The organism is Acinetobacter sp. 70_2, assembly GCF_056736115.1.
Window position 1 is genome coordinate 728,041 of the sequence record NZ_JBWZIP010000015.1, and the last position, 25,762, is coordinate 753,802.

A 25,762-nucleotide genomic window follows, 5' to 3' on the forward strand; every position below is an offset into this window, starting at 1 on the left:
CTTATGAAGGAGCTAAGAAGCTAAAGCTGTGTTGAATGGAAAAGTTTTATTTAAAAAAGAAGATTCACTTATTGCCTGTGTGAATCATATTTCCATAAATTAATCTAATTTAGCGATTAAGTATTATAGACGTGTTGTATTTATGACGACATATGTAAACAAGTATTAATCTATAACACTCGAACACTTTAAAATTATTGAAAATAAAGTTTTAAGGTGTAAAGGGTTGGATTTTTTTAATTATTATCGTGATCTTCAAGCTGAGTTAAGCAACTATCCTTGGCTAGAAATGATAGTTTCACTCACAATTTTGATTTTATTTGCTGCGTTGGCAAACTTTATTGCTAAGCGAATTATTGTTCGGGGAATCCGTCATTTAGTGACTAAAATCAAGTCACTTAACCAGTCAGTCTTTGCTCAGCATAGTGTTATTAAGCGATTTGCCAATATTGTACCTGCCATTGTCATTATGAATGGGATTACCACCGTTCCGCACTTATCTGAGAAAGCCATTGCTTTGGTACAGATGGGTGCACAGGCATTTATTTTCCTGACCATTGCACTCACGATTAGTGAATTATTAAATATATTTAATTTAATCTATCAGCGTAATCCAAAATCAAGAAACAAGCCGATTAAAGGTTATTTGCAACTCGTTAAACTCATTATTTTTGTTGTTTGCGGTTTGATGATTTTAGGTACATTCCTTAAAAAGGATGTATTTACCTTGCTTGCTGGCTTCGGTGCAATGGCCGCCGTATTAATGTTAGTTTTCCAAAATACGATTTTGTCATTGGTCGCGAGCGTGCAAATTGCGTCTTATGACATGGTACGTATAGGGGATTGGATTGAAATGCCGTCGCTGAATGCCGATGGTGATGTGATTGATATTTCATTGCATACCGTGACAGTTCAGAACTTTGATAAAACCTATACCACTATCCCAACCAATAAACTCGTAACAGACACGTTTAAAAACTGGCGCGGTATGAGTAATGCTGGATGCCGCCGTATGAAGCGTTCGCTTTATATTGATCAAACTAGTGTTCACTTCATGACTGAAGAAGAGCAACAAAAGCTAAAAGACTTTTTATTATTAGATCAATACCTCAATGCCAAGCAATCTGAGATTGACGAATTTAACAAGCATTTAGGTAGTCAATCACGCTATAACAAAAGACGTTTAACCAATATTGGAACATTTAGAGCGTATGTCGAGTTCTACTTACGTCAGCATAAGGGCATTGCTCAGAACCAAACGCTTATTGTTCGTCAATTACAACCGACGAGTGAAGGTCTACCGTTAGAAATTTATGCCTTTACCAATACCACTGCATGGGTTTCTTATGAAGCAATTCAGTCCGATATTTTTGATCATCTTATCGCGATTTTGCCTGAGTTTGGTTTAAGAGTGTATCAGGCACCTTCAGGCCATGATTTTCAAAAACTAACTGTAGAGTAATCACATAGTAGAATGCTATCTTTATTTAAATTTCAAATAGATAGCATTCTTTTAATATTTTTATACATTAATTTATAATTATTTTTGGAAAATTATTATTAAATAGCGGTATAAATTTACTATATAAAGTTATGCGCGATTCATAACTTAGAAAAGATTATTTTTTGAGCAAACTCGATCTAAAACTTTTCAGGAGTAAGGCTTAAGTAACAAATTTGACACTTTGAACAAAGAAAATACTAAATGTTTAAGAATAACAAACAATAAAGTTGCTTTACTAAAATTTGTTAGGTGAGTTGGAGTGTTTGAATGGCTACAGCAATAGAGAACAGAGCTAGACAACTTAAAAACGCAAAACGTGGAGGATATGCGCCAACCATTGCCAAAGACGTAAACAAACACAAAATACAAAAACTAAGGAGAGCTCTAGACGAAGCCCGGCGATATGTAAGTGAACTCAATGATGAAACGGTTATTTTTGACGATCAAGACGCAAGGCAAAAGGCTGAAGGAGCCAAAGCAATTATTGAAATGTTTGAAGCAGCTTTAAGCGGTGCGTAAGCAGCATCAAACTAAAATATAACCATAAAAGACCTTGCTGAAGACACGGTTAACTTTCTAGTCCCCCGACTAGGCAACTTGGTTATTCAGCAAGGCAGTCAATAAAAATAATTCAAATATTTCTATATTCTATTTTTAGCTAAGAAATCACAAAAAATCTAAGTCAAATAATATTATTGATGAGCTTAATTTTTTTCACAAAATTATTACCAACTATAAAATCTTTCCGCACCAAAAATGCGATGAATTTTGCATTTTATTCAATTGTTGTGGCGTATTATGGAACTCGGTTTCAGAACACTCTTATTGATTACATTTGGCATTTCAAGACTTACATACTGCAATAATATATCCATCATACTTCCCTAAAAATCTGATTAACCACCAAAGTCAGAATAGGAGGGAAGGACCCATGCCAAAATTTCTAACAATTGCCGAGAAGGTCTATAAAAAATTCGAAGAAGATAAATTGTTCTCTGACAACCTGATTGAACAATTGAATAATTTAGTCAGCATTATTCGAAAAGAGATAAAGGGTACCCCCTGTAAACTCAAATACAATTTTATAGATTCTGAAGAATGTCTAAGTAAACCTTTAAATGAATGTACAATTAAACTCGACATGAGCTTAATGCCTAAATATAAAAACAAGGGCGAATATATTATGTGGCTAGCGAGCTTTATTGAAAGAATCACGATTGGTGGACAACCAAAACTACCACCACTTTCAAGTATTGTGCCAGCCGACTTTAACGTAAAAAAAGAAGCTCAGACAGTACTGGAAAATAAAAAAGCCGTGTCGGAAGAAAATGCCAAGATGATTGTGAACTATTTTAATTCTGAGGAGTATAAGAAAAATAATAAGAAAGTAAATCTGGTTTAAAACCCTATAAAAGTGTGTGTCCACCGCACTTTTATAATCGCTGGAAAATTTCAGCAACCGCCTTCTGGGGCGGTTTTCTTTATATAATTTATTTACTTTATTTGGTCGCGCCAGTCTTATAATATGCAGTTTTTAATTATGATAAGCGAATATTACATATTATGAAATTAAGACTTTTTATCTTGGGCTTACTTATTTGTACCAATACTATGGCTGCATCAGGCACAATTTTTGAAGAGGAATATCATAGTCTTTTAGAAAAATTCCATACAGCTCAAGCACAAAGAGATGCTTTTATCAAAAAGAATGCGAATAAAAATCTAACCAGTTCGCAAAGGAAAAAGCTAGATTCAATAGAATGTACTTATATGCAATCTGAACTGCAATATGATGAATTTATTATTACTAGATTTAAGGAATATAAAGCCTTCATGAAGAAATCTGGTCTAGAAGCAACGAATGATAAAGAATTAATTAAAATGGATATTGATTCTTTAAAAGAAGAAATAAACAGTCCTCATGGGAAATGTAAATAACAATAAGCACCGGTAACGGTGCTTTTTTTAAAGGGTAATTTCTTATCAGTCTTACATAATAGTAAATCTTTCAGTTTTCAACACGATATACATACTTAAAACAATTACATCATAAAAACTTCCATAACTTATCTGTATAGCATGTTAAGTTTTTCTACACATCTCTAAAACTTATGACAGGACTTAGTCATGAAATGTTCATATCAAGATTTGAATGGGAATATCATCGAAGTAACTTGTGAAAGTTATATACATATACCATCAGGTACTGGAGTAAATAAAATAGGCGGAGATAATCGGTCAGCGGACCTAATACATATTACCGAAGATTTTAGTTTTTTTAAGAAAACACAAGCAGATTCAATACCACTTTATCGATTTGCTGTTGATGATAACCAGAATGTTTTTAATAGTGATGAATTGCCAGCACTGGCGCAAATTGGTACGGATTGGAAGATTTTAGACGAATAACTTTAAAGTGAGTACATAACCATTCTATAAGTTAATTTTTTGAATATTTTGTAAAATTTATCAAATAGTAAATATTTAACTAAACTTAATACAGGTATTATAGACAGCTAAATTAAATGTAGTCTGAATATTTATAGGCAGTTTTGGACTAAATTTTGAATAGAGAGAAAGAACATGAAGCGCCTTATTACATTATTTTTATTGCCTTATGCTACGGGGACATTCGCTCAAGAGCCCTTCGAAGTCAGTAAAAGCTGTTTTGTAGTGAATGGTAAAAATAGTACGGTGTCTTGCTTACTCTCTTCTACAAATAACTTAAGTTCTAACTTTGAAAGATTAACTTTTCCAAATAGCAAAGTATTTATAAAAGAATCAAATATTTGTTCTCATGAAGATTCATGTGTGTCTGTGGGAAGTAATTTATCGAATTTAAAAGATGCGACTATTTATTATCGTGATTTCAAAACTAAAAAGATTATTGAAGCTCCTGAAAAAGACTCATGGACCTGCTTTAAGCAACAACATGATCGGCTAGATTTTTGTGTTTCTTACAATTAATAAAAAGCTTAACCACAGAGCGATAATTAAAGTAATGAGCTAAAACGTTAATTCATACCACATCTAAAATTTCTCACCTCTTTGCCATTAAAAAATTGGTTACAGGTGATTTTTTCTAATTTACATTTCTAAGCGAGAAGTACAAAAAAGTCTATAAACCTATGCTGATCGTAATATTGATAGCCAGTATTTATAAGCTAATCAATGGAAACTGTATGAGGTAAGATATGACTAAAATTATAGCTACCCTAGGTTTAGCAGCAATCGTTTCAATCTCTGTTGCAGCCTGCCAAGGCGAGAATGATACCAAGCAGCAAGATAAAACCACGACACCACACTCATTAGATAAAGACTCATAAAATTGAAAAGCCCATCTATTGATGGGCTTTTTAAATCACATTTTCACTTAGAAAAATGGGTTAGTCACAAGAACTAAACCAACTGAGAAAAACGAGTCATCTTTGGTCTGATTTAAACGATTACCATAGCTTGCATTGAACTGAACATTCTCTTTGTACAACATATATTTAATACCGGTCTGATAAAATGAATCATTTCGATCATTTCCATAAACTTCAGCAGTAAACGTTAAAGGTTTCGTAATGAATGTTTCTGTTCCCACACCCCATGTGGTTTGCTCGCGGTGAGTGGTATGTTCTCTAAGCCAACCCACATTGGTATGAACTAAGAAATGGTCATCTAGCATAGAAATACTTAAGGGAACATTCACAGTCCAATCTTTTTCAGAAGTGTGGTTGTTATTAATTTGAGTCGCAAATGAAACGCCAATTCCCCAGTTATTTGTCTCAAGTGGTTTTATAAGCGTTTTCCCTTGAACAGTTGTATAAGTCGCATTACCTGTGTCATCAGAAAAATGGCGCCCCATACCTACACCAAACTCAAAATTGCCACCTATATTGCAAGAAGGAATAACCCAATATTCTTTGTCTTTAGGGTTATTCTGCATCCATGAATCAAGTTGACAAGAATGGGCAGGAACTAAAGAAGCATCATCAACCACCATAGGTCGTCCAGCATAGCTAGAAATAAATGCCAAGCAAGTGCTAAAAAAAACGACAGATTTTTTAAAATTAAGAAATAGCATTGATGACTCCAATACAACAAGGAGCATATGCAAGTATTTACTCGTCTTTCAACAAGACAGATAAATAAGAAATAAAGCAAGAGGAGGGACTCTCTTAAATCCACAAGAGAGCCAATGAGCTTTAGTGGATACTTAGATCTGAGTCGATGATTTATTCTTATCAATCGAGCAAGTACTCACAATGAAGCCCCTAAAAATTCGTTGCGCGGATTCTAAGGTGGTTTTTCTGAGCTGGCAAGTTAAAGTTTCATGACATATATTTTTTGAACAACTATTAAAAGATATACAAACTCAAACGTTACTCATCAAACTTATACATAAAGTAAAATTTAATAAAACGTATCTTTTTTATCATTATTTAAAAGAATTTCGAGGATTAAAAATGAAAAGAATCATTAAAATTTTATTATTAACAGGATTAATTGCAACCTTACCCTTAACTGTGACGGCTAAAAATGTTGAAAACAAGGTAAGCTTTTTAAAAGGTTCTGATCAAGCAACTCTCACAGGGAAATTTCAGGGTTATGATGATGTAAGGTATCGAGTTTTTGCAAAAAGTGGTCAGGTTTTAAAATTTAACATTAATAGTTATAGTAATTTAGCTTATGTTAATGTTTTTGCTCCAGGTAAAAAGCCAGGCAAAGATAAGGCATTATTGGTAGGTTCGACTATGGGTTCTTCAGGAGAACTCGTACTACCAGTCGATGGTGATTATATTATTCAAGTTTATCAAATGAGAAATAGTGCACGAAAAAATAGAACCGTATCTTTTAATTTAGATCTTCAAATATTAAATAATAAAAATATAAAGTGATAATTAAAAGATTTATATAAAAGCTCTCATAGTTAGAGCTTTTATATAAGACTGAAAATATATTAAGTTAAATAAATTGACTCATGAATTCCGCACTTTTCAACAAAAGCTAAATCATGAGAGACTAATAATACTGCACCCTCATAGCTAGAAATAGCATTTGCAAATAGTTCTCTTGATTCAATATCCAAATGATTTTCTGGTTCATCGAGTAATAAAAGTTCAGGCATAGTCTCTGCATGACTCAAACCTAACAATGCGACTTTTAACTTCTCACCACCACTCAGTTGAGCTAAAGGATAAGTCCCTTTTTCACCACGAAGCCTAAGTTGACCTAGTAAATTTCTCCACTCTAACTCAGAAATATTAGGGTTAATGTTTCTTAAGTTCTCAACAGCAGACAAATGGTCTAACAAAAAGCTAAAGTTCTGATCGAGATAAAAGCAATTTACAAATAGGCTAATTTCATCTGTGGGCACTACAGCAGATTGAACAATCTGTTTAAGCAAAGTTGATTTCCCAATACCATTACGACCAATCAAATGAATTTTTTGAGAAGCTTTAAGGGCAAAATTAATGGGCTGCTGGGTTCCATAGTTAAGTTTTAAGCCATGAACTCTAAGAATTTCTCCTGAGCGTTTTTGAAACGAGGGGAATACAAACTGCTGAGGCTTAACAGTTTCCAAAAGTACTTTTTTATTTTTTAAGTCTTGCTGGCTTTGATCAATTTGACGCTGATGTTGAGACTGAATTGCTCCTAAGCTTTGCCCAGCCTGTTCTTTTTTAAAGTCGAGCAAAATTTTAGCTTGTGAATTTGAATCACGAAGTTTGTTACCGGCACGCTCACGTTTCTGTGCTTTCATTAAAACATCATGTTGCTTCTGCTTCATGTGCTTAACTTCACGTTGATGTTGATGTACCGACTGCTCTAAAGCTTGAATCTGCGTTTGGTATTGCTCATAAAAATTTTCATAGTTTCCTGTGGTGTGCTGTAAACCATGTTCATTTAAATGATAAATATGGTCGACTTCATTTAGTAAAGTGAGATCATGGCTAATGATAAGAGCACCTGCCGGATGCTTCTTGAGGTGATGAATCAACCACTTTCTAGCATCTTGGTCAAGATGGTTACTTGGTTCATCAAGCAATAGATAGTGGTCGGTTTTTAAAAATAACGCTGCTAACGCTAACTTGGTTTTTTGTCCTTCACTTAACTGTTTCACAGGAAAGTTTAAGTCGGTTGGTAAGTGGGCCGATCGCAATAATGCTTCCCAAACAGAAGGGAGGTCCCAATTACCTTCTAATAAATCATAATCATCGAATTCAGCTTCGCCTTGTTCTACTCTTTGCAAAGCTTTATAGAGATGGTCAATGTCTAAAGCTTCTGCAATGGTGGATGAAAAAAGACGCGTTAATTGAGATAAATAAGCATGCTTTGTCTGCCAAGTAATTTGACCACTGACGTGCATTTCCTCAGTGGGTGAAACCTCTTGGAGCAATTGCATAAGTAAGGACTTGCCTTGGCCATTACGGCCAATTAAAGCGGATACTTGATGATACTCAAGTGAGAAATTCAATTCTTTAAACATCACTTTTGAAGGAAATTCTAAAGTGAGTTGCGATATTACACATGCCTGCTGAGTCATAAAAAACCTCATAAATACAGGATGTACAAAATAGGAAAGTTAAACTTTAAATAAAGACGTTAAGTCACTAAAAAATAGTCTATTTTGCACATCAAAAAAGAGAAAATTGATGAGAAAAAAGACTTACTTCATTGGCGTGACTCACAAAAATAGAAAGTATAAGAACGACATTTTATAACGATTTTTAGTCTGTGTAAAACTTGCGCAGTTTATGTGTAGAAAAGCCTAATCAACTGATTAGGCTTTTCCTTAACATCAATAAATTATTCTTTTACGACTAAAACTTGGATTTTGGTACTGTTTAGAACGTCTTGTGCAAAACTACCTAAAATAAGTTTTTGGAAGCCTTTACGCCCATGTGAACCAATAACAATTAGGTCTGATTTTAAGTCTTCAACAGCTTTTAAAATGCCATCAGATGAGATTTCGCCTTGAATAATTTGTGTTTCAATATCAACGCCTTCTTCAGCACATAAGGCTTTTACCTTCGCAAGTGTTTTTTCAGCATTAGCACGTGCTTCAACAAAATAATCTTTTACAACAGGAGAGATGTAATAAAAATCAACACCACTAAACGGATCCACTGCAACAAGACTAATTGCTGTAAGTTTACTACCAAAAGCTTTAGCAATATGAGCAGCTTGTCGCGCTGCTGCCAAAGAAATCTCTGAACCATCCACAGGTACAATAATATGTTGGTAATTCATAATGTTATTCCTCTTATTTACAAGTTGTTATATGTATGAAGCTTTTCTTACTTAAAGATTAACACATTTGTTTAAAGGTACAACTCAATTCAATTAAGTTGCAGTTAAATTAAATAAAAATTAAATATATATTTGATTTTTATGTATTTTTAAAATTGAAATATTACGGTAAAATTGGTGGATGGAAAACTTTATTTTTAAGATGAACTTTACAATAAATTACTTTTCATATTTTTGTCATACAGAACTCGTATAACCAAATAGTATATTGAGGGGGAGTGATCATATGGCAGATTTAACAGCAAAGAAAGTAAGTAAACTTATTGAAGAATTCCGCCAAACCGGTAAAGAACCAGAAAAGCTAGTGATTGGATATAAAACTTATGCCCGACTTATGGCAGACGATAAGTTCGCTGAAAAGGTTGTACCTTCACTGGAAAACTCAAAAGATCGTCTCTATAAAAATCTTAAAATAAAACTTGTTACTGAAAAACACTATTTTGAAGTGAAATAAAGTATAAATGTGATTCTTGTCACGCTTTACATTGTGTTATTAACATTTAGCAAGAATTATTAACATATTGTTTTTGAGTTAATACAAATAAGGTGTGTATTCAACATTTGAGAACAGTATTTATTGCTAAAAACGCTAGAATGAGTTGATTTTATCGTAAATGGTTGAATAAACTAAATGTTTAAGTTAATTATAGTTTTATTTTATCTCATCACTATTTTAGGTTTTTTATCTATAGTGGGTGGCATATTAACACTCAGTCTGTTTTTGATTATTATTGGCTTAGGACTAATCTGTGCTGCATTATTATTGAAAAAAGAATTTAAAATAGATGTTTTGTTTTGGAAATAATTAGCTGTTATATATCACTCACTGAATAAAAATAATTAAACCACCTCATCTAGAGTGAGGTGTATATAAAATATCTAAGTATGATCTATATTATTTTAATTTATAAAAGTATTTATAGCTATTCATAATCTTTATTACAATTCTCTATAAAATAGAAAATTAAAAATTACTTCAAGTATTTAAAAATAAAAAGATTTCCTTTACGATGAAAGTAACATGAAGTTGTCTCTTTGGTATAAGGCAAACAATAACAAAAGTGAGGTGTACGCATGAGCTATAAATACGAATATGCAGGGTTCTGGTTACGATTTGGTGCAATGATTATTGATACGCTTATTCTTTTTTTAGCCATTATTCCAGCCGCATGGATCTTTTATCGTGGAGATTATGATTTGATATTTGCTACAGGCATGAGTAGTAAACCTCAAAACTATTGGTTTGATCTGATCGTAAATTATGCTTTTCCATTTTTATATACAGTTTTATGTTGGCTCTACTTTGCAGGTACACCTGGAAAACGTCTTATGCGTTTAAAAGTTCTCGATGAAAAAACAGGGAACAAGTTAACTGTAATGCAATCTCTAATCCGCTATATCGGATATATTCCATCTATTTTGGTATTTTGTATTGGTCTTATTTGGGTCGCATTTGATCCTAAAAAACAAGGCTGGCATGACAAAATGGCAAAAACAGTAGTGGTCAAAGAGCTGTAATTTTAGTCAATATTTTGTTAATAAAAAATTACAAAAAAAATCTTGTGTGTTGCAGAGTAAAACCTATACTTGCCGCGAGTTTATTTAATGGAGATCCTAAATGGGTAGTTGTTCGAGGTTCGAGTTTAATTATCGGTTAAACCAAAGCCAATACTGAGCAAGATCACCTTTAGGAAAGGCTATCTTGCAATGAGATAGCTTTGTAAAAAATTAGATTAAACCTATACAAATTACTTTTTGTAATTAAGTACTTCAAGCACTTATCTATTTAGTTTCTCGCTAGAAATGGGGAGAAGCCAATGTTCTTATATGCTTCCACACACTGCTATAACTACCAAAATTCAATTTTGGTAAATAATTCGTCTCATACGATTCAAAGTATTCGAGCTATGTTCAAGCCCGCGACTTTCCGTCAGCGTTGGTTCGGCTTTGGGCTAATTTTCTCTTCTTCATCGTAACTTTACGATCTCCTATTCCTTTCTAAATTTTAAATTTTTATAGACTTTATTTATCAATAAGGTCGAGAGCTTTGTACGCCTAAAAAATGGAGGATTTCGCGATGAAATTCTGGCAACGACTCTTCACAGCATTTTTACAAAGATTTCATTTGATGCGTTTTTTTGGTCGTAATCGATCTTTTAAAGAGCTACATCAATCTAGCTATGCTCAAGAAATTAGCAAAAATTTATCTATGCGTTTGCTCGATGCATCAAGAGCCCAATCAAGTGATTTATTAAAACAATTCGATACTCATTACACAGGGCTTACAGAAGAACAAGCACATACCCAGCAAATGGCAGTGGGGCTTAATGAGATCACTCATGAGAAACCATTAACTTGGTGGCAACATCTTTGGTATTGCTACCGCAATCCGTTCAATATTTTGCTTAGCCTTTTGGCATTAATTGCTTTTTTTACCGATGATTTAACGGGTTCAACCATTATTAGCGTGATGGTTATTCTCTCGACGTTACTTCGTTATTGGCAAGAAGCAAAATCAAATCAAGCTGCAGATGCTTTAAAGGCAATGGTAAGTAATACCGCTACAGTACTGCGTCATCAAGTTAGTGCAGAAGATTTAGAGCTTATGCATGAGCGTTATGGCATTGATATTAAAAACCAAACCAATCACCAATTTGAAATGCCAATTCAATATTTGGTGCCAGGTGATGTGATTTTATTATCTGCAGGTGACATGATTCCTGCTGATTGCAGAATTTTAAATGCGAAAGATTTGTTTGTCTCTCAAGCTGCAATGACTGGTGAATCAATGCCTGTCGAGAAATTTCCATTGCAGAAAAATCTCGAAGAAACGAGTGCTTTAGAGTTAGATAACATTGTATTTATGGGGACCAATATTGTTTCTGGTTCGGCTCAGGCAGTTGTTTTAAGTACGGGTATTCAAACATATTTTGGTGCACTCGCTCACCGTGTTACAGCTACTGATCGAAGTAACACAGCATTTCAAATGGGTGTCAACAAAGTCAGTTGGTTACTTATTCGCTTCATGTTGGTGATGGCACCTGTTGTACTTTTTATTAATGGTTTCACTAAAGGTGATTGGACAGAGGCATTTTTATTCGCATTATCGGTTGCTGTTGGTCTTACTCCAGAAATGCTACCGATGATTGTGACTTCAACTTTAGCCAAGGGTGCGGTTTTCTTATCTAAAAAGAAAGTAATCGTTAAACGTCTAGATGCGATCCAAAACTTTGGTGCAATGGATGTTCTGTGTACCGATAAAACTGGAACGCTAACTCAAGACAAAATCTTTTTATCCCAACATATTGATGTTCATGGGGAAAAATCAGACTTTGTACTCATGCAAGCATTTTTAAACAGTTACTATCAAACTGGTTTAAAAAATCTGCTTGATGTAGCGGTATTAGAAGCTGTCGATGATCAGATCAAAACTCAAAAGTTACGTTATAAGAAGTTAGATGAAGTTCCTTTTGATTTTGATCGCCGCCGTATGTCGGTTGTTGTAAAAACCCCTCAAGAAAAAGTGCGGATGATTACCAAGGGCGCAGTTGAGGAAATGTTAAAGGTTTGCCGTTATGTCGAGGTAAATGGCAAAGTAGAGCCTTTAACAAAGCAACGTGAAGTCGCAATTGAAGCATTAACTCAACGTTATAACCGAGATGGCTTACGTGTTGTTGCTGTAGGGTATCGTGAGTTTGATAATAATCAGGAAAATTATTCGGTTCTTGATGAAAGTGATTTAATTTTAATTGGTTACGTCGCATTTCTTGATCCACCTAAAGAGTCTGCTCGAGAAGCAGTACAAAGTTTGCATGCTCATGGTGTAACCGTAAAAGTACTTACTGGTGATAATGAGTTTGTCACTCAAAAAGTGTGCCGAGAAATTGGTCTGAACTATGACCAAGTTCTATTGGGCGGTGTAATTGAAACCTTAACCGATGAGCAGCTCAAAATAGCAGTAGAGCAATACCACATTTTTGCGAAGCTTAGTCCTGTACATAAAGAACGTATTGTTGAGCAGTTAAAAGCCAATGGTCATGTGGTTGGTTTCTTGGGAGACGGTATTAATGATGCCGCGGCTATACGCGCTGCCGATATTGGTATTTCAGTAGATACGGCAGTAGATATTGCGAAAGAATCAGCAGATTTAATCTTGCTTGAAAAAAGCTTGATGGTACTTGAAAAGGGTGTAATTGAAGGCCGTAGAACTTTTGCCAATATGTTGAAATATATCAAAATGACGGCAAGTTCAAATTTCGGTAATGTTTTTTCGGTATTAATTGCGAGTGCTTTTATTCCATTTTTACCAATGCTGCCTATTCACTTACTCATTCAAAACTTACTTTATGATGTGTCACAAATCGTGATTCCATTTGACAATGTTGATGAAGAGTTAATTGCAAAACCGCAGCGTTGGCAACCTGAAGAAGTTGGCCGTTTCATGGTGGTGTTTGGACCGATTAGCTCTATTTTTGACATTATCACTTTTTGTTTAATGTGGTTCGTGTTTTCGGCAAATACACCTGAACATCAGACTTTATTCCAGTCTGGCTGGTTCGTAGTGGGGTTACTCACTCAAACGTTAATTGTGCACATGATCCGTACGGCTAAGATTCCATTTATTCAGAGTCGTGCTGCAACCCCATTGTTAGTCATGACAGTAGTGATTATGTGTATTGGTATTTTCTTACCAATGGGGCCTTTGGCAAGTTACTTAAAACTGCAAGCTTTACCATTAAGTTATTTCCTATATTTGCCTTTAATTTTAATTGCTTATATGTGTATTACTCAATGGGTTAAAAAAATCTACATTCGCCGTTACGGCTGGCAATAAAATCATAGGTGCAAGATGAAGTTGCAATTTCTACAACATACAGATTTATCTAATATTGCAGATACTCTCATTAGTCTCTCGGTTGCTTTTGTTTTGGGAGCATTAATTGGATTTGAACGTCAATATAGGCAACGTACAGCTGGCCTTCGAACCAATGTTCTGGTCGCTGTAGGTGCTGCAATTTTCGTAGATGTTGCAACGAATCTTACTGGAGCAGATGGAGCTGTTCGAGTCATTGCCTATGTGGTTTCGGGTATTGGTTTCTTGGGTGCAGGTGTGATTATGCGTCAAGAAGGCAATATCCATGGCTTAAATACCGCAGCGACTTTATGGTGTTCGGCGGCTGTGGGAGCGGCGGCAGGTTCCGATTTAATTATTGAAGCCATACTGGCAACAGCTTTTATTTTATCTGCCAATACGCTATTGAGACCGATTGTTCATATCATTGACCGTCGTCCATTAGACGATGACACAGAAGTCTTGCATGTCATTTACATCATATGTGACCGCAGTCAGAGTAAAGTGGTTATGGATGAATTAAACCTAACGTTGAAGCATCACAATTATCCTGCTAAAGACATTGATGTGACACCTTTTGGAGAGAAAGAAGTTGAGATAGAGGTGACGCTTATTGCGACTTCAATTGAGACAGAAGAAGCACAGCATATTATTAACCACTTAAATGCAATGCCACAAATACGCCAAGCTTTTTGGGATAAAAACGCAATTAATTAATTTAATAAGACTTTGCACTTAACTGTTTATAAAATGCTCTAAATGGTTAAGCGCAAAGTTTTTATTTTAGGCCTTATTTTCTAGCCTTAAACTTAAGAACTACAAATACAATAATACCGACAATCAGACCCCAAAATGCCGAACCTATACCGAAAAATTGGATACCCGAAGCACTACATAAAAAGGTAAATAATGCGGCCTCACGGTCTTCAACAGGGCCAAATGCAAGCGCAATGTTATGGCTAATGGTACCAAGTAATGCAATACCTGCTAAAGCTACAATAAAAATATGAGGAAAAGACATGAGCAAGCTTGTCAGTGTTGCTGCAAATAGTCCCATCAATGCATAGAAAAAACCAGAGCTTATGCCAGCAATATAGCGTTTACTTGGGTCAGGATGAACCTGATCGTCAAGGCATACAGCCGCACTAATCGCAGCAATATTAACGCTATAACAACCAAAAGGTGCAAGCAAAACTTGGGTTAAACCGGTCCAGCCAATCAGTTGATTGACATGTGGTTGATAGCCATAACTCTTAATCATGGCAATACCGGGTAAATACTGCGAAGCCATACTAATCACAAAAAGAGGTAACGCTAAGCCCAAAAGAGCTGACCAGCTAAAGACAGGACTAATCCAAACAGGTCTAGCCAAAGACCAGTGAAGTGTAGGCATATGAAAGTCTAAAAACACAGGACAGAGCACAACACCAGCAAGTGCTGTGAACACGATGCTATAACGCGGCCATAATCTTTTTGTAATGATATAAATGACGAGCAAAGATAAAACGAATGCCCAATCATTTTGTAAACTTGCGAAAAGTGAAATACCAAATTTGAGTAAAACCCCTGCAAGCATGGCACTGGTCAAGCTTTGAGGAATATATGAAAGTGCTTTTTGAAAAATTCCTGAAAAACCTAAAATTGCAGTCAGTACACCAACAACTAAAAAAGCACCAATTGCTTCATTTATGCTATATCCACCGCCAGTTGCAATAATTAAGGCGAGACCAGCAGTAGACCAAGCTGTTGCTACAGGGTATTTGAATTTCCAAGAAAGAATAAGTCCTGATAAACCAAGACCCAAACCTAAAGCCCAAAACCATGAGGTAATTTGTTCAGGTGAAGCACCTAAAGCTTGGGCGGCCTGAATCACTAAAATAGCCGAAACACTAATACCAATAAGAAAGGTAATGAAACCCGCGAATACAGCTGGAATAGAAAAATCTTGAAGAATCTTTTGCATGGCTAAATGTTCTAAATCCCTGAAAAATTAATATGTTTCTGCCTACATTTTCAGCTAGGTAAATCTAACAATTTTTTTTAAGAAGGTGCTTTCTATTTTTATCTTAAAAATGAAATAATATTTTTTAAATAGCTATAAATGCTATTATTCATTTCATAAAAATTAATGAATACTGGATATTGTTCTTATGGATGAACAAGCTGAAAATTTAACACCGCTTGATCTGAAAATTATGCGTTGTTTACAAGAAAATGGACGCTTAAGTAACGCCGAACTAGCAAAACTTGTAGGTATAAGCACCTCATCTTGTTGGAATCATACCCAGCGTCTTTTTAAAATAGGGGCAATCTTGGATGTTCGTGCGCGAATTAATCCAGCTACAGTACAGCGTGAAACAATTGTATTAGTGGGTGTGGTACTAGACCGTTCAACACCCGATAGCTTTCAAGCGTTTGAACAGGCATCGGGTGGTTTGGAGAATGTTTTAGAATGTTATCTAGTTGCTGGAGAAGTCGATTATTTTCTAAAAATTCGTGTTAAAGATTTGGCTGCTTTTAACCGATTTCATAGTGAGAAAATTATTGCCTTACCAGGAGTAAGGCAGGTTAGAACATTCTTTGTACTCAATGAAGTCAAAACAGATGGCATGCTGGCATTTTAAAAGTTCAGTATGTTCATCTTTATAGACTAGGCATATTACATCGTTGAAGTTGCCAACTTTAAACCAAATCCAAAAAATAAAATTCCAACCAAGAAAATACTACTTGCTGCAATTTTATGGTTTTGTTTAAAAAATGCCGAGAGCTTAATTCCAGAGAAAATAAGCGCTGTTAAATAGCTAAAGCTAATAATTTGTAAAATAACCGCTAAAATTAAAAAACTTAAAGCTGGATAAGCGTAATCTGGATTAATAAACTGAACAAAGAAAGATAAGAAAAATAAAATCGCTTTCGGGTTAAGTAAACTAATACTTAAGGCGGTTTTATAAGGGTGAATTTTATCTAAAGTAGGTAAATCAGCCATTTCTGGTTGTGGTTGATTACGCAGTTTCCAGCGTTGAATACTGCCTTGTAAAAGCTTAAACCCTAAATAGGACAGATAAAGTGCACCGACGAGCTTAAGAATAATAAAAACCCAAGGAAATGCTTTTAATAAAGAAGCAGCACCCAGTACGGTACAGAGCATTAAAATAAGATCACCAGTAAAAATACCAAGTGCACCCATATATCCGGTTTTAATCCCGTAGCGTGAAGCAATTGACATCACATAAAGAGAATTGGGTCCGGGTAATAACACAATTAGGAATGTACCAATAATATATGTTGTTATATCTGTTATGCCGAACACAAGAAACCCAATAAAAAACCGATTTTTGTCATGATAACAAAAATCGGCAATTTTGTATGAAAAGTGCAGTTTTTTAAGGTTTAATTTCTGCATCAATTCCAAAAGATTGACGTAATAAAAAACTTAATTGGTCACGAGCTTTAATAAAGCCATCAACACCACCTTGTAAAAGTTGGAATGCCATTAAGTCATGATTAAGTTCGTCTTTAAAGCTTTGTTCATCTTGAGCAGGTCTAACAATAGCCTCTGCTTGTTTTGATCTAGTCGCATCAAGAGCTGCATCAACTGTACGTGTATCTTGCTCAAGCTGGGTAAGTAGCCCCGGTGAAATCGTTAGCAAATCACATCCTGCAAGGCCAAGCACTTGATCAATGCTACGGAAGCTCGCACCCATCACTTGAGTTGGAATATTTTGCTGCTTGTAGTAAGTGTAGATTTTCTTAACTGAAACCACACCTGGGTCTTTTTCGATTGGGTAAGCGTCTACACCTTCAGCCTTTTTGTACCAGTCTAAAATACGGCCGACAAATGGCGAAATTAAAGTTACTTTAGCATCTGCACATGCTTGAGCTTGATGCAAACCGAAAAGGAGAGTCAGGTTACAGGCAATACCTTCAGCTTCAAGTACCTTAGCCGCTTGAATACCTTCCCAAGTCGACGCGATTTTAATCAAAATACGTGACTGATCAATACCATAACCTTTGTAAAGTTGACATAATTCATGCGCTTTTTTAATGGTTGCTTCGGTGTCATATGAAAGGGCAGCATCAACTTCTGTCGAAACACGGCCTTCAATGAGTTTTAAAATTTCTACGCCAAATTTTACGGTTAAAATATCAATGGTTCTTTCAATCAACTCATCACTTTTATAGCCTTCTTCTTTGGCTTGATAATAAGCATCTTCAATGAGCTCTTTACTTTCTGGTTGTTCTGCCGCTGCCGTAATTAATGAAGGATTCGTTGTAGCATCTAAGGGACGAAATTTACGAATGGCATCAAGGTCGCTACTGTCAGCAACAACGGTCGTTAATGTTTTTAATTGGTCAAGTGCTGTATGAGTCATTGATATTCAACATCTTCAGTAATAAATCTTATGTTTTCTTTATAGCACAAACTCTATCCATACTGTCGATATATCAATTGTTATGTTTTAAAGAAAAACGTTTATGTTGTGCATCTAAATTGAAATTATTTTAAGGGACCTGCTGTATGCGCTTATTGCGAATATAGTCAATCAAAAACCTTGCAGCAGCACCAAGTTCATTTTCACGACTCCAAACTAAGTCGACGTAATATTCAAAACGCGGTGTAAAATCAAATACATCTAATGCTTTTAGCTTGTTGTTTAACTCTGGGTTTTCTTTAAACATTTCTTGTGGCAGTACCCCCCAACCCAAATTACGTAAAATCATTAGGCATGCAGAGTGGTGGTTGTCTGTTCGCCAGTAGTGTTTTGAAAATAATAATTCGGGTTTTAACGTCTCATCTCGACTTGCCACTACAATTTGTCTCGTACCCAAAATCTGCTCATAAGAAACATGCTCTTGGCTTGCAAGTGGATGGGTTTTTGAAATAACAGGAATTAAAGCTTCACGTTTGAGTTCTACAAACTGCTCTCTATTGTCTAAATGTTCACGTTCAAACATAAGGGCCAGTTGAGCAGAGCCATCTAGTAACATGTGAAGAGCATCCTCTTGAGGGGCAGACACAATATTAATTTGTAGGTCAGGGAAGCGGCTTTCTAACAGGCAAACATAGTCGGTCCAATTGGTATGTAGCAGCTCAGACACCACAACAATAGTGAGGTTTGGTTCTAGACCAGTACTTAATGCATGGGCGTGTTGTTTCCATTGATTCATTTCAATCAATAGTTGTGCTGTCTTTTCATATAGCACTCGTGCTTCGGCTGTTGGAGTAGGTTCACGGCCTTTACGTTCAAATAAAGTCAGGTTCAGATCGATTTCTAAATTAGCAATCGACATACTTACAGCAGAGGGGACTTTACCGAGTTTCCGTGCTGCTGCTGAAAAGGAGCCAGTTTCAATCACGGCCTGGAACATGAGAAGTTGTTCTTGATTAATATTCATCTGTCAAAAAAATTGAAAGAACCTAATTGGATTAATCAAAATTATAAAAATAAAATGCACATTATCCAAGTTATTATTGAGTATTTAAAAATGTTGATTTCCAAGAGAAGACTCATTCATGCAATCAGTTATGAAGGAATTTTATTGGTCATCATTGCGATTGCATTAAGTTTTATTTTTAACATGCCGATGGAAGTGACCGGAACACTCGGTGTGTTTATGGCAGTGGTTTCAGTTTTCTGGAATATGATTTTTAACCATTATTTCGAAAAAGTAGAGCATAAATATAATTGGGAAAGAACAATCCCTGTGCGGATTTTACATGCGATTGGTTTTGAGGGTGGTTTGCTGATTGCAACAGTACCGATGATTGCATATATGCTCCAGATGAGTGTCATTGATGCACTTATTTTAGATATTGGTTTAACCTTATGTATTTTGGTTTATACCTTTATTTTCCAGTGGTGTTATGACCATATCGAAGATAAGTTTTTCCCAGATGCTAAAGCAGCATCACTTCATTAAAATTAAGTTGTTAAACTAAAAAAGCACCCTGATGGGTGCTTTTTTTAAGGTGAATCGTAGAATTATTTCTCTACGATTGCTACAACGCCTTCACCACCTGCTGTACAGATCGAGATTAATGCACGGCCTGAACCTTTTTGATTAATCAATTTAGCAGCAGTTGCCAAGATACGACCACCAGTTGCAGCAAATGGATGGCCTGCACCTAGAGATGAACCATTTACGTTCAGTTTAGAACGATCAATTGAACCTAAAGGTGCATCTAAACCAAGACGTTCTTTACAGAATTTTTCATCTTCCCAAGCTTTCAATGTAGATAACACTTGAGATGCAAATGCTTCATGGATTTCGTAGAAATCGAAATCTTGAAGTTTAAGGTTAGCGCGCTTAAGCATACGAGGTACTGCATAAGCAGGAGCCATCAATAAGCCTTCCTTAGGGCCGTTCTTACCAATGAAGTCAACAGCTGCTGTTTCAGAGAAAGAAAGGTAAGCTAAAACTTCATGACCGTTTTCTTTTGCCCATTCTTCAGATGCGAGCAATACCACAGAAGCACCGTCAGTTAACGGAGTTGAGTTACCTGCAGTCATTGTTGCAGTTTCGCCTTTACCGAAAACTGGTTTTAACTTAGCAAGTTTTTCAACTGTACTGTCTGCACGTAAGTTGTTGTCACGGTTAAGACCTAAGAAAGGAGTCATTAAGTCATCAAAGAAACCACGCTCATAAGCAGCAGCAAGTTTTTGATGGCTGCTTGCAGCTAGCTCGTCTTGTGCTTCACGAGTGATACCCCATTCTAAAGCAGTAATTGCTTGGTGCTCACCCATTGAAAGGCCAGTACGTGGTTCACCGTTGCTTGGTGCATCAAGAAGCTTTTTAAAATCAATTTTTGTTAAAGCTTTAAGGCGGTCTTTACCCGTTTTAGCAACATTGAGCTCAAGTAAAACTTTACGTAAACCATCACCTACAGCAATCGGCGCGTCAGAAGTTGTATCTACACCACCTGCGATACCTACATCGATTTGACCAAGTGCAATTTTGTTGGCAACGACAAATGCTGCTTGTAAACCTGTACCACATGCAATTTGAATGTCATAAGCAGGAGTTTCAGGAGCAAGATCTGTGCTCAGTACAACTTCACGAGTCATGTTGAAATCACGGCTGTGTTTTAAAACAGCGCCCGCAACAACTTCACCAATACGCTTACCTTGTAAATTAAAGCGTTCAACCAAACCATTCAATGCTGCTGTCAGCATGTCAGAATTAGACGCTTTGAAATAAGCAGTATTTGAACGTGCAAATGGAATACGGTTGCCACCAATAATTGCAACGCGGCGAACAGTGTTTTGACTCATGGTTTTATCCTGTTGAACAGAAGGTTTGGTTTTTGTTGCTTTTGGTGCTGCAGCTACATTTGAAGATGTAGACGGGGTTGCTGAAGCAGCGCTCTTACTACGAGGGCTACGTGCAGGTGCAGTCGTTGAACGAGTACGTGTCGTTTTTTGTGTATTAGTTGCTGCTTTAGGAGTAGTGCTGTTACGCTTAGCCGTGTTAGAAGCCGACTTTGATGTATTTGACACTTTTTCCTGAGCAGAATTCTCGACTGCTGGATTTTCTTGAGTTGTTTTGCTCATAAGGCTTTTCCAAGCATAATAACGATATTCTTGTAAGCTACCTTAACACAATTCAAATAGACCTGTATTGACTAGAATGACATTGTAGATAGCATTCAGGTCAAGACATCCAAAGATGAACTCAAGTATGATTTGGAGTAACTCTAATGAACGACTGATTTCATATTGTTTCTGTCCATCTCATAACATAATGAAGCCTGTCGTAGAAAATTCATTTCTTTGAGAGATAATAATCATGACTGATCAATACCAAGCATTTACGCAATCTCCTATTGGTAAATTCGTTGTTAAAAATCTGGGTTTACCATCACCAGTTGCATTAGAGCGTTTTGAAAGTGCTCAGCCAGTAGTGAATGGTGCAGTATTGGTTGGCGCAGCGCCATCAAGTGTATTGTCTGGTGAGATTGCACAAGTACTTAGCAATATTCATGCTGACAGTTATGTAGGCAATAATGTTGCATTACAGCAAGAAGCTGCAAAAGTTGGTTTAAATTTACGCCCATTTAATGCAGGCGACAAAGAATCAAAATTCAAAGCAGTTGTATTCGATGCGTCTGGTATTCAAAACTCAGAACAGTTAAACGAACTTTATAAATTCTTTAATCCGATTGCACGTCAAGTTGCGACTTCTGGTCGTGTAATTGTGATTGGTACAACACCTGAAACTGCAAAAACTGTAAAACAGGCAATTGCTCAGCGTGCACTTGAAGGCTTTATTAAATCTGTAGGTAAAGAATTTAAAAAGGGTATTACTGCTCAAGTTGTTTATGTAGACGAAGGTGCCGCTGCAAATCTTGAATCAACCTTACGTTTCTTGCTTTCTCCACGTTCAGCGTATGTATCTGGTCAAGTTGTCCGTGTGTCTAAAGCAGATGTGGTTGATGTTGATTGGGCAAAACCGCTTGCTGGTAAAACTGCGTTAGTAACTGGTGCAAGCCGTGGTATTGGTGAAGCAATCGCACATGTGTTGGCGCGTGACGGTGCGCATGTTATTTGTTTAGATGTACCACAACAACAAGCTGACCTTGACCGTGTAGCTGCTGACATTGGTGGTTCTACATTGGCAATTGACATTACTGCTGCTGATGCAGGTGAAAAAATTAAAACTGCTGCGGCTAAACAAGGCGGTTTAGATATTATCGTTCATAACGCAGGTATTACTCGTGACAAAACTTTGGCAAACATGAAGCCAGAGCTTTGGGACTTGGTAATTAACATTAACTTGTCTGCTGCTGAACGTGTAAATGACTACTTGTTAGAAAACGATGGTCTAAATGCAAATGGCCGCATTGTTTGTGTATCATCAATTAGTGGTATTGCTGGTAACCTTGGTCAAACAAACTATGCTGCGTCAAAAGCTGGTGTGATTGGTCTAGTGAAATTTACTGCGCCTATTCTAAAAAATGGTATTACCATTAACGCAGTAGCACCTGGCTTTATTGAAACTCAAATGACTGCGGCAATTCCATTTGCAATTCGTGAAGCTGGTCGCCGTATGAACTCAATGCAACAAGGTGGTTTACCTGTTGATGTAGCAGAAACAATTGCATGGTTTGCATCAACTGCTTCTACAGGCGTAAACGGTAACGTTGTACGTGTGTGTGGTCAAAGCTTGTTGGGCGCTTAAGCACTTTTAGCTAAATAGGGGGTGCTTGTGCATCCCTTTTTTATTCAAGAATCTATAAATTATAAAAGGTTAGGTATGAATACTCGTCATTTTAGCCAACTACCAAAAGCGGCATTAGCTTATCCAAAAGTAGTACAAGGCTTAATTTTTAAAAAGCCTCAGGGGCCAAAAATCTTGCCGCAAGTTGAATATGTAGTAGATACTCTAGAAATTGATCAGAGTCATCTTAAAGCTTATAACGAAGTATGTGGCTTTCAAAATAATGGCTTTGTACCAGCAATTTATTTGGCTGTGCTTTCTCAAAGTTTGCAAATGCACATGATGACAGCAGAAGCATTTCCATTTCCAATTTTAGGTTTAGTTCATATCCGTAACCAGATTAAACAAACCAGACCAATTGGTGTAACTGAAAAACTGACCTTGTCATGCAAATTTGGGGAACTAAAACCGCATGATAAAGGTGTTCAGTTTGACTTTATTACCACGGCAAAAGTTGGCAATGAAGTGGTGATGGAAGGCTTAACGACTTATTTATCTCGTCAAAAAGTCGAAAAAAGAGTGGGTGAGAAAGCCAAAGAAGAACAAGCGCCAGCTTATGTTCCAAAGGCAGAGTGGGATATTTTAGAAAACACAGGCCGCCGTTATGCGAAAGTGTCTGGAGATTTTAACTTAATTCATATTCATGCTATTACAGCAAAAGCATTTGGCTTTAAACAGGCCATTGCGCATGGTATGTGGAGCAAGGCTAAAGCATTAGCGAATCTTGAATTACCAAATGCTTATGAAGCAGATGTGTGGTTTAAACTACCAATGTTCTTACCGTCAAAAGTTGAGTTTTTAACTGCCAATACAGATAAAAAGACTGATTTCTTGATTCGTAATGCCAAATCACAAAAACCACATGTTGCAGGAACTGTAAAAGCATTATAAAAATATCAGCAGCCTGAACAGATGTTTAGGCTGCTTTTGAGCAAAATAACAAAAAATGCAAGGAACTTCCTGTGATTAAAGAAATTTTACTGGCCGATACCCATAACTATCACGGTATTTTAGATGAACGTTTTATTGATTTAGCTCACCAGTTCAGCCGTCTTCAAGATGCTAGAACTGGACAAGGTGGAGCTGCATTAGCGGTTTATTTTAGAGGCCAGAAAGTTGTAGATATTTATACAGGTCTCAAATCACAAACTGAAGCTTGGCAACCCGATACTTTGGCAGTTTGCTATTCTACAGGTAAAGGCGTACTTGCAACCTTAGCGCATATTTTAGTAAGTGAAGGTTTTTTAGAATACGATAAACCGATTGCGACTTATTGGCCTGAATTTGCTCAAAATGGTAAAGAGCAAATGACTTTACGTCATGTGCTAAGTCATCAAAGTGGTATGTTTGATGTTCGAAATATTATCGAAAGTGCAAGAGAAATGCTCGACTGGTCTCATATGTTAAACGTGATTGCAGCGACTAAGCCTAGATTCCTTGCCGGAGAGGGCAATGCTTATCAAGCTTTAACATTTGGCTGGCTTGTCGGTGGAGTACTTGAAAAAGCAATTGGTCAATCTTTAGATCAGCTCATGCAAAAATATCTCGTTGAGCCTTTGCAGTTAGACGGTGCTTATTTTGGTACACCTGCAAGTGAGCTAGACCGTGTAGCACGTTTAATTATTCAACCAAAACCTGAAAAACCAGCGGCTCCCCAAGTTGAAAAACCTAAAAAGCCTCAAGCACGCAAGAGTTCACTCTCTGAAAAAATGATTACGTGGACTGGACAAGACCCGCAAGATTTTCAGGATGCCATGATTCCAAAAGGAATGAAGCATTTTAGTTTCTTTAGTGATGAAGGGTTACAAGCAGTCATTCCAGCGGCGAACGGCACGTTTACTGCAAATAGTCTTGCTAAAATTTATGCGATGCTGGCAAATCACGGTGAATGGGATGGACAGCAACTTATTCGCCCAGAAATATTTAAAGAGCTCAGTACTATTCAAAGTTATGCACGTGATCGTGTCATGCCAATTCCGATGAATTGGCGTTTAGGATATCACCGCATTATTACCATGGGTAAACGCGCTAAAAATGGCTTTGGGCATATTGGTTACAATGGTTCAGGGGCGTGGTGCGATCCTGAGCGCGACCTGAGTTTTGCCTATATTCATAATTTTCAAATTGGTTCAATCACGGGTGATTACCGTTTGTGGGGGCTGACTCAAGAAGCCTTACGTTGCACTGACCAAATTTTAAAAGGCCGTAAAGGTTGGTTCTAATTTTAGTGTTGTAAAGCTGGTATTTTAATTAATGCCAGCTTCAATATTTATAATAATTCTAGACGAATAATTGCTTCGGTATGACGCTTGAAGTCTTCTTCAGCTAAACCGTGTAAACCAAGTTGATAAATACCTTCTAATCCGCACACAAAAGCAATGAGTCGCCAAGCTATGTCTGTTGAATTAGATATATTTTTAAATTCACCTTCTTTTTTACCAGATTCAATTGCTCGCACAATTGTTTGATGCCAATTCTGCATGGCAAGGTTATAAGCCTTTCGTATTTCAACATCTTGTTCAATTAAGAGTTCAGCCTCATTCCATAAGCGTAAGTAGGGCTGAAGTCTATCTATGTTTTCTGCGCCTAATAAGATGAATAGCCTTTGAAATTGGCTAGTCGTTTTTAGGGTTTGTTCAATTTCATCAAGCTGTTCCATTAGCTTTAGAAAAGCTTCAGCTTTTAAATGAGATGCCGAAGAAAAGTGGTGGTGAACTTGTCCGGTTGATGTTTGTGCTTCTGTTGCGATTCGGCGTACCGTCATGGCTGTAAAACCTTCAGCCAAAGCAACTTGCATGGCTGCTTGCAGAATCATTTCTCTGCGTTGATCGCGATTAAGATAGGCCATGTTTCTTTCACCTGACTGAATTCGACACAAATTACATTAA

27 protein-coding genes are annotated in these 25,762 nt (G+C 36.4%); 18 read left to right on the forward strand and 9 right to left on the reverse strand.

Features of this window, described 5'->3' with window-relative positions:
- Window positions 1–226 precede the first annotated feature (226 nt).
- From AC1PJ9_RS12390 to AC1PJ9_RS12420, 7 genes are all read left to right on the forward strand, one after another.
- On the forward strand, window positions 227–1,462 hold the full coding sequence (locus AC1PJ9_RS12390) for a mechanosensitive ion channel family protein (RefSeq protein ID WP_311087419.1): 1,236 nt from the start codon (window positions 227–229) through the stop codon (window positions 1,460–1,462).
- 309 nt (window positions 1,463–1,771) lie between these two features.
- On the forward strand, window positions 1,772–2,023 hold the full coding sequence (locus AC1PJ9_RS12395; RefSeq protein WP_311087420.1) for a hypothetical protein: 252 nt from the start codon (window positions 1,772–1,774) through the stop codon (window positions 2,021–2,023).
- 412 nt (window positions 2,024–2,435) lie between these two features.
- Window positions 2,436–2,906: a hypothetical protein gene (locus tag AC1PJ9_RS12400; RefSeq protein ID WP_311087421.1), complete on the forward strand. Its 471-nt coding sequence runs from the start codon at window positions 2,436–2,438 to the stop codon at window positions 2,904–2,906.
- A gap of 209 nt (window positions 2,907–3,115) precedes the next feature.
- On the forward strand, window positions 3,116–3,442 hold the full coding sequence (locus AC1PJ9_RS12405; protein ID WP_311087422.1) for a hypothetical protein: 327 nt from the start codon (window positions 3,116–3,118) through the stop codon (window positions 3,440–3,442).
- A gap of 189 nt (window positions 3,443–3,631) precedes the next feature.
- Window positions 3,632–3,913, forward strand: coding sequence for a hypothetical protein (locus tag AC1PJ9_RS12410; RefSeq protein ID WP_311087423.1), 282 nt, complete (start codon window positions 3,632–3,634; stop codon window positions 3,911–3,913).
- A gap of 174 nt (window positions 3,914–4,087) precedes the next feature.
- Window positions 4,088–4,471, forward strand: coding sequence for a hypothetical protein (locus AC1PJ9_RS12415; protein WP_263613966.1), 384 nt, complete (start codon window positions 4,088–4,090; stop codon window positions 4,469–4,471).
- A 227-nt stretch (window positions 4,472–4,698) separates the two neighbouring features.
- Window positions 4,699–4,830 (forward strand): hypothetical protein, encoded by a 132-nt coding sequence (locus tag AC1PJ9_RS12420; protein ID WP_263613965.1) that lies wholly within the window; start codon window positions 4,699–4,701, stop codon window positions 4,828–4,830.
- A 47-nt stretch (window positions 4,831–4,877) separates the two neighbouring features.
- On the opposite strand, the gene AC1PJ9_RS12425 is transcribed toward AC1PJ9_RS12420, so the two are convergent.
- Window positions 4,878–5,576, reverse strand: coding sequence for a hypothetical protein (locus AC1PJ9_RS12425; protein ID WP_311087424.1), 699 nt, complete (start codon window positions 5,574–5,576; stop codon window positions 4,878–4,880).
- Between the two features lie 382 nt (window positions 5,577–5,958).
- On the opposite strand from AC1PJ9_RS12425, the gene AC1PJ9_RS12430 reads away from it, so the two are divergent.
- Window positions 5,959–6,390 carry a DNA breaking-rejoining protein gene (locus tag AC1PJ9_RS12430; protein WP_311087425.1) on the forward strand — a complete coding sequence of 144 codons (432 nt, stop codon included), beginning with the start codon at window positions 5,959–5,961 and terminating at the stop codon, window positions 6,388–6,390.
- A gap of 62 nt (window positions 6,391–6,452) precedes the next feature.
- Here AC1PJ9_RS12430 and AC1PJ9_RS12435 read toward each other — a convergent pair whose 3' ends face one another.
- Together AC1PJ9_RS12435 and AC1PJ9_RS12440 are read right to left on the reverse strand one after the other, a co-directional pair.
- Window positions 6,453–8,036, reverse strand: coding sequence for an ATP-binding cassette domain-containing protein (locus AC1PJ9_RS12435; protein ID WP_311087426.1), 1,584 nt, complete (start codon window positions 8,034–8,036; stop codon window positions 6,453–6,455).
- A 263-nt stretch (window positions 8,037–8,299) separates the two neighbouring features.
- The gene (locus AC1PJ9_RS12440) at window positions 8,300–8,743 is read right to left on the reverse strand and encodes a universal stress protein (RefSeq protein ID WP_151740140.1); all 444 of its coding nucleotides are present in this window, start codon (window positions 8,741–8,743) and stop codon (window positions 8,300–8,302) included.
- A gap of 286 nt (window positions 8,744–9,029) precedes the next feature.
- Here AC1PJ9_RS12440 and AC1PJ9_RS12445 point away from each other — a divergent pair, with 286 nt between their 5' ends.
- The 5 genes from AC1PJ9_RS12445 to AC1PJ9_RS12465 all read left to right on the forward strand — a co-directional run bounded on the left by AC1PJ9_RS12445 (window position 9,030) and on the right by AC1PJ9_RS12465 (window position 14,372).
- Window positions 9,030–9,257 (forward strand): hypothetical protein, encoded by a 228-nt coding sequence (locus AC1PJ9_RS12445; protein ID WP_263613961.1) that lies wholly within the window; start codon window positions 9,030–9,032, stop codon window positions 9,255–9,257.
- A gap of 177 nt (window positions 9,258–9,434) precedes the next feature.
- Complete coding sequence (locus tag AC1PJ9_RS12450; RefSeq protein ID WP_240061580.1) at window positions 9,435–9,608, forward strand: hypothetical protein; 174 nt, start codon at window positions 9,435–9,437, stop codon at window positions 9,606–9,608.
- 269 nt (window positions 9,609–9,877) lie between these two features.
- Window positions 9,878–10,321, forward strand: a complete 444-nt coding sequence (locus AC1PJ9_RS12455) for an RDD family protein (protein ID WP_263613959.1) — start codon at window positions 9,878–9,880, stop codon at window positions 10,319–10,321.
- Between the two features lie 559 nt (window positions 10,322–10,880).
- Complete coding sequence (mgtA, locus tag AC1PJ9_RS12460; RefSeq protein ID WP_311087427.1) at window positions 10,881–13,637, forward strand: magnesium-translocating P-type ATPase; 2,757 nt, start codon at window positions 10,881–10,883, stop codon at window positions 13,635–13,637.
- Between the two features lie 15 nt (window positions 13,638–13,652).
- Window positions 13,653–14,372: an MgtC/SapB family protein gene (locus AC1PJ9_RS12465; protein WP_311087428.1), complete on the forward strand. Its 720-nt coding sequence runs from the start codon at window positions 13,653–13,655 to the stop codon at window positions 14,370–14,372.
- A 73-nt stretch (window positions 14,373–14,445) separates the two neighbouring features.
- Here the strand turns inward: AC1PJ9_RS12465 and AC1PJ9_RS12470 are convergent, their stop codons facing one another.
- Window positions 14,446–15,618 carry a benzoate/H(+) symporter BenE family transporter gene (locus tag AC1PJ9_RS12470; protein WP_311087429.1) on the reverse strand — a complete coding sequence of 391 codons (1,173 nt, stop codon included), beginning with the start codon at window positions 15,616–15,618 and terminating at the stop codon, window positions 14,446–14,448.
- A 187-nt stretch (window positions 15,619–15,805) separates the two neighbouring features.
- Between AC1PJ9_RS12470 and AC1PJ9_RS12475 the strand changes: the two genes are divergently transcribed.
- Window positions 15,806–16,279 (forward strand): Lrp/AsnC family transcriptional regulator, encoded by a 474-nt coding sequence (locus tag AC1PJ9_RS12475; protein ID WP_004701051.1) that lies wholly within the window; start codon window positions 15,806–15,808, stop codon window positions 16,277–16,279.
- A 35-nt stretch (window positions 16,280–16,314) separates the two neighbouring features.
- Here AC1PJ9_RS12475 and leuE read toward each other — a convergent pair whose 3' ends face one another.
- From leuE to aceR, 3 genes are all read right to left on the reverse strand, one after another.
- Window positions 16,315–16,965, reverse strand: a complete 651-nt coding sequence (gene leuE / locus AC1PJ9_RS12480) for a leucine efflux protein LeuE (RefSeq protein ID WP_004701054.1) — start codon at window positions 16,963–16,965, stop codon at window positions 16,315–16,317.
- Between the two features lie 73 nt (window positions 16,966–17,038).
- Window positions 17,039–18,028, reverse strand: a complete 990-nt coding sequence (tal, locus tag AC1PJ9_RS12485; RefSeq protein WP_311087430.1) for a transaldolase — start codon at window positions 18,026–18,028, stop codon at window positions 17,039–17,041.
- 130 nt (window positions 18,029–18,158) lie between these two features.
- The gene (aceR, locus tag AC1PJ9_RS12490; RefSeq protein WP_311087431.1) at window positions 18,159–19,052 is read right to left on the reverse strand and encodes an HTH-type transcriptional regulator AceR; all 894 of its coding nucleotides are present in this window, start codon (window positions 19,050–19,052) and stop codon (window positions 18,159–18,161) included.
- Window positions 19,053–19,142: 90 nt separating this feature from the next.
- On the opposite strand from aceR, the gene aceI reads away from it, so the two are divergent.
- Window positions 19,143–19,577: an AceI family chlorhexidine efflux PACE transporter gene (gene aceI / locus AC1PJ9_RS12495; protein ID WP_206224585.1), complete on the forward strand. Its 435-nt coding sequence runs from the start codon at window positions 19,143–19,145 to the stop codon at window positions 19,575–19,577.
- 62 nt (window positions 19,578–19,639) lie between these two features.
- Here the strand turns inward: aceI and AC1PJ9_RS12500 are convergent, their stop codons facing one another.
- Complete coding sequence (locus AC1PJ9_RS12500; RefSeq protein WP_004701062.1) at window positions 19,640–21,208, reverse strand: acetyl-CoA C-acetyltransferase; 1,569 nt, start codon at window positions 21,206–21,208, stop codon at window positions 19,640–19,642.
- A 235-nt stretch (window positions 21,209–21,443) separates the two neighbouring features.
- Between AC1PJ9_RS12500 and AC1PJ9_RS12505 the strand changes: the two genes are divergently transcribed.
- The 3 genes from AC1PJ9_RS12505 (at window position 21,444) to AC1PJ9_RS12515 (ending at window position 25,096) form a co-directional block, all read left to right on the forward strand.
- Window positions 21,444–22,835: a 3-oxoacyl-ACP reductase gene (locus AC1PJ9_RS12505; RefSeq protein ID WP_174728197.1), complete on the forward strand. Its 1,392-nt coding sequence runs from the start codon at window positions 21,444–21,446 to the stop codon at window positions 22,833–22,835.
- Between the two features lie 75 nt (window positions 22,836–22,910).
- Complete coding sequence (locus tag AC1PJ9_RS12510) at window positions 22,911–23,765, forward strand: MaoC family dehydratase (protein ID WP_311087432.1); 855 nt, start codon at window positions 22,911–22,913, stop codon at window positions 23,763–23,765.
- A gap of 71 nt (window positions 23,766–23,836) precedes the next feature.
- Window positions 23,837–25,096, forward strand: a complete 1,260-nt coding sequence (locus tag AC1PJ9_RS12515; protein ID WP_311087433.1) for a serine hydrolase domain-containing protein — start codon at window positions 23,837–23,839, stop codon at window positions 25,094–25,096.
- 47 nt (window positions 25,097–25,143) lie between these two features.
- On the opposite strand, the gene AC1PJ9_RS12520 is transcribed toward AC1PJ9_RS12515, so the two are convergent.
- Complete coding sequence (locus AC1PJ9_RS12520) at window positions 25,144–25,722, reverse strand: TetR family transcriptional regulator (protein ID WP_275067874.1); 579 nt, start codon at window positions 25,720–25,722, stop codon at window positions 25,144–25,146.
- Window positions 25,723–25,762: the final 40 nt, after the last annotated feature.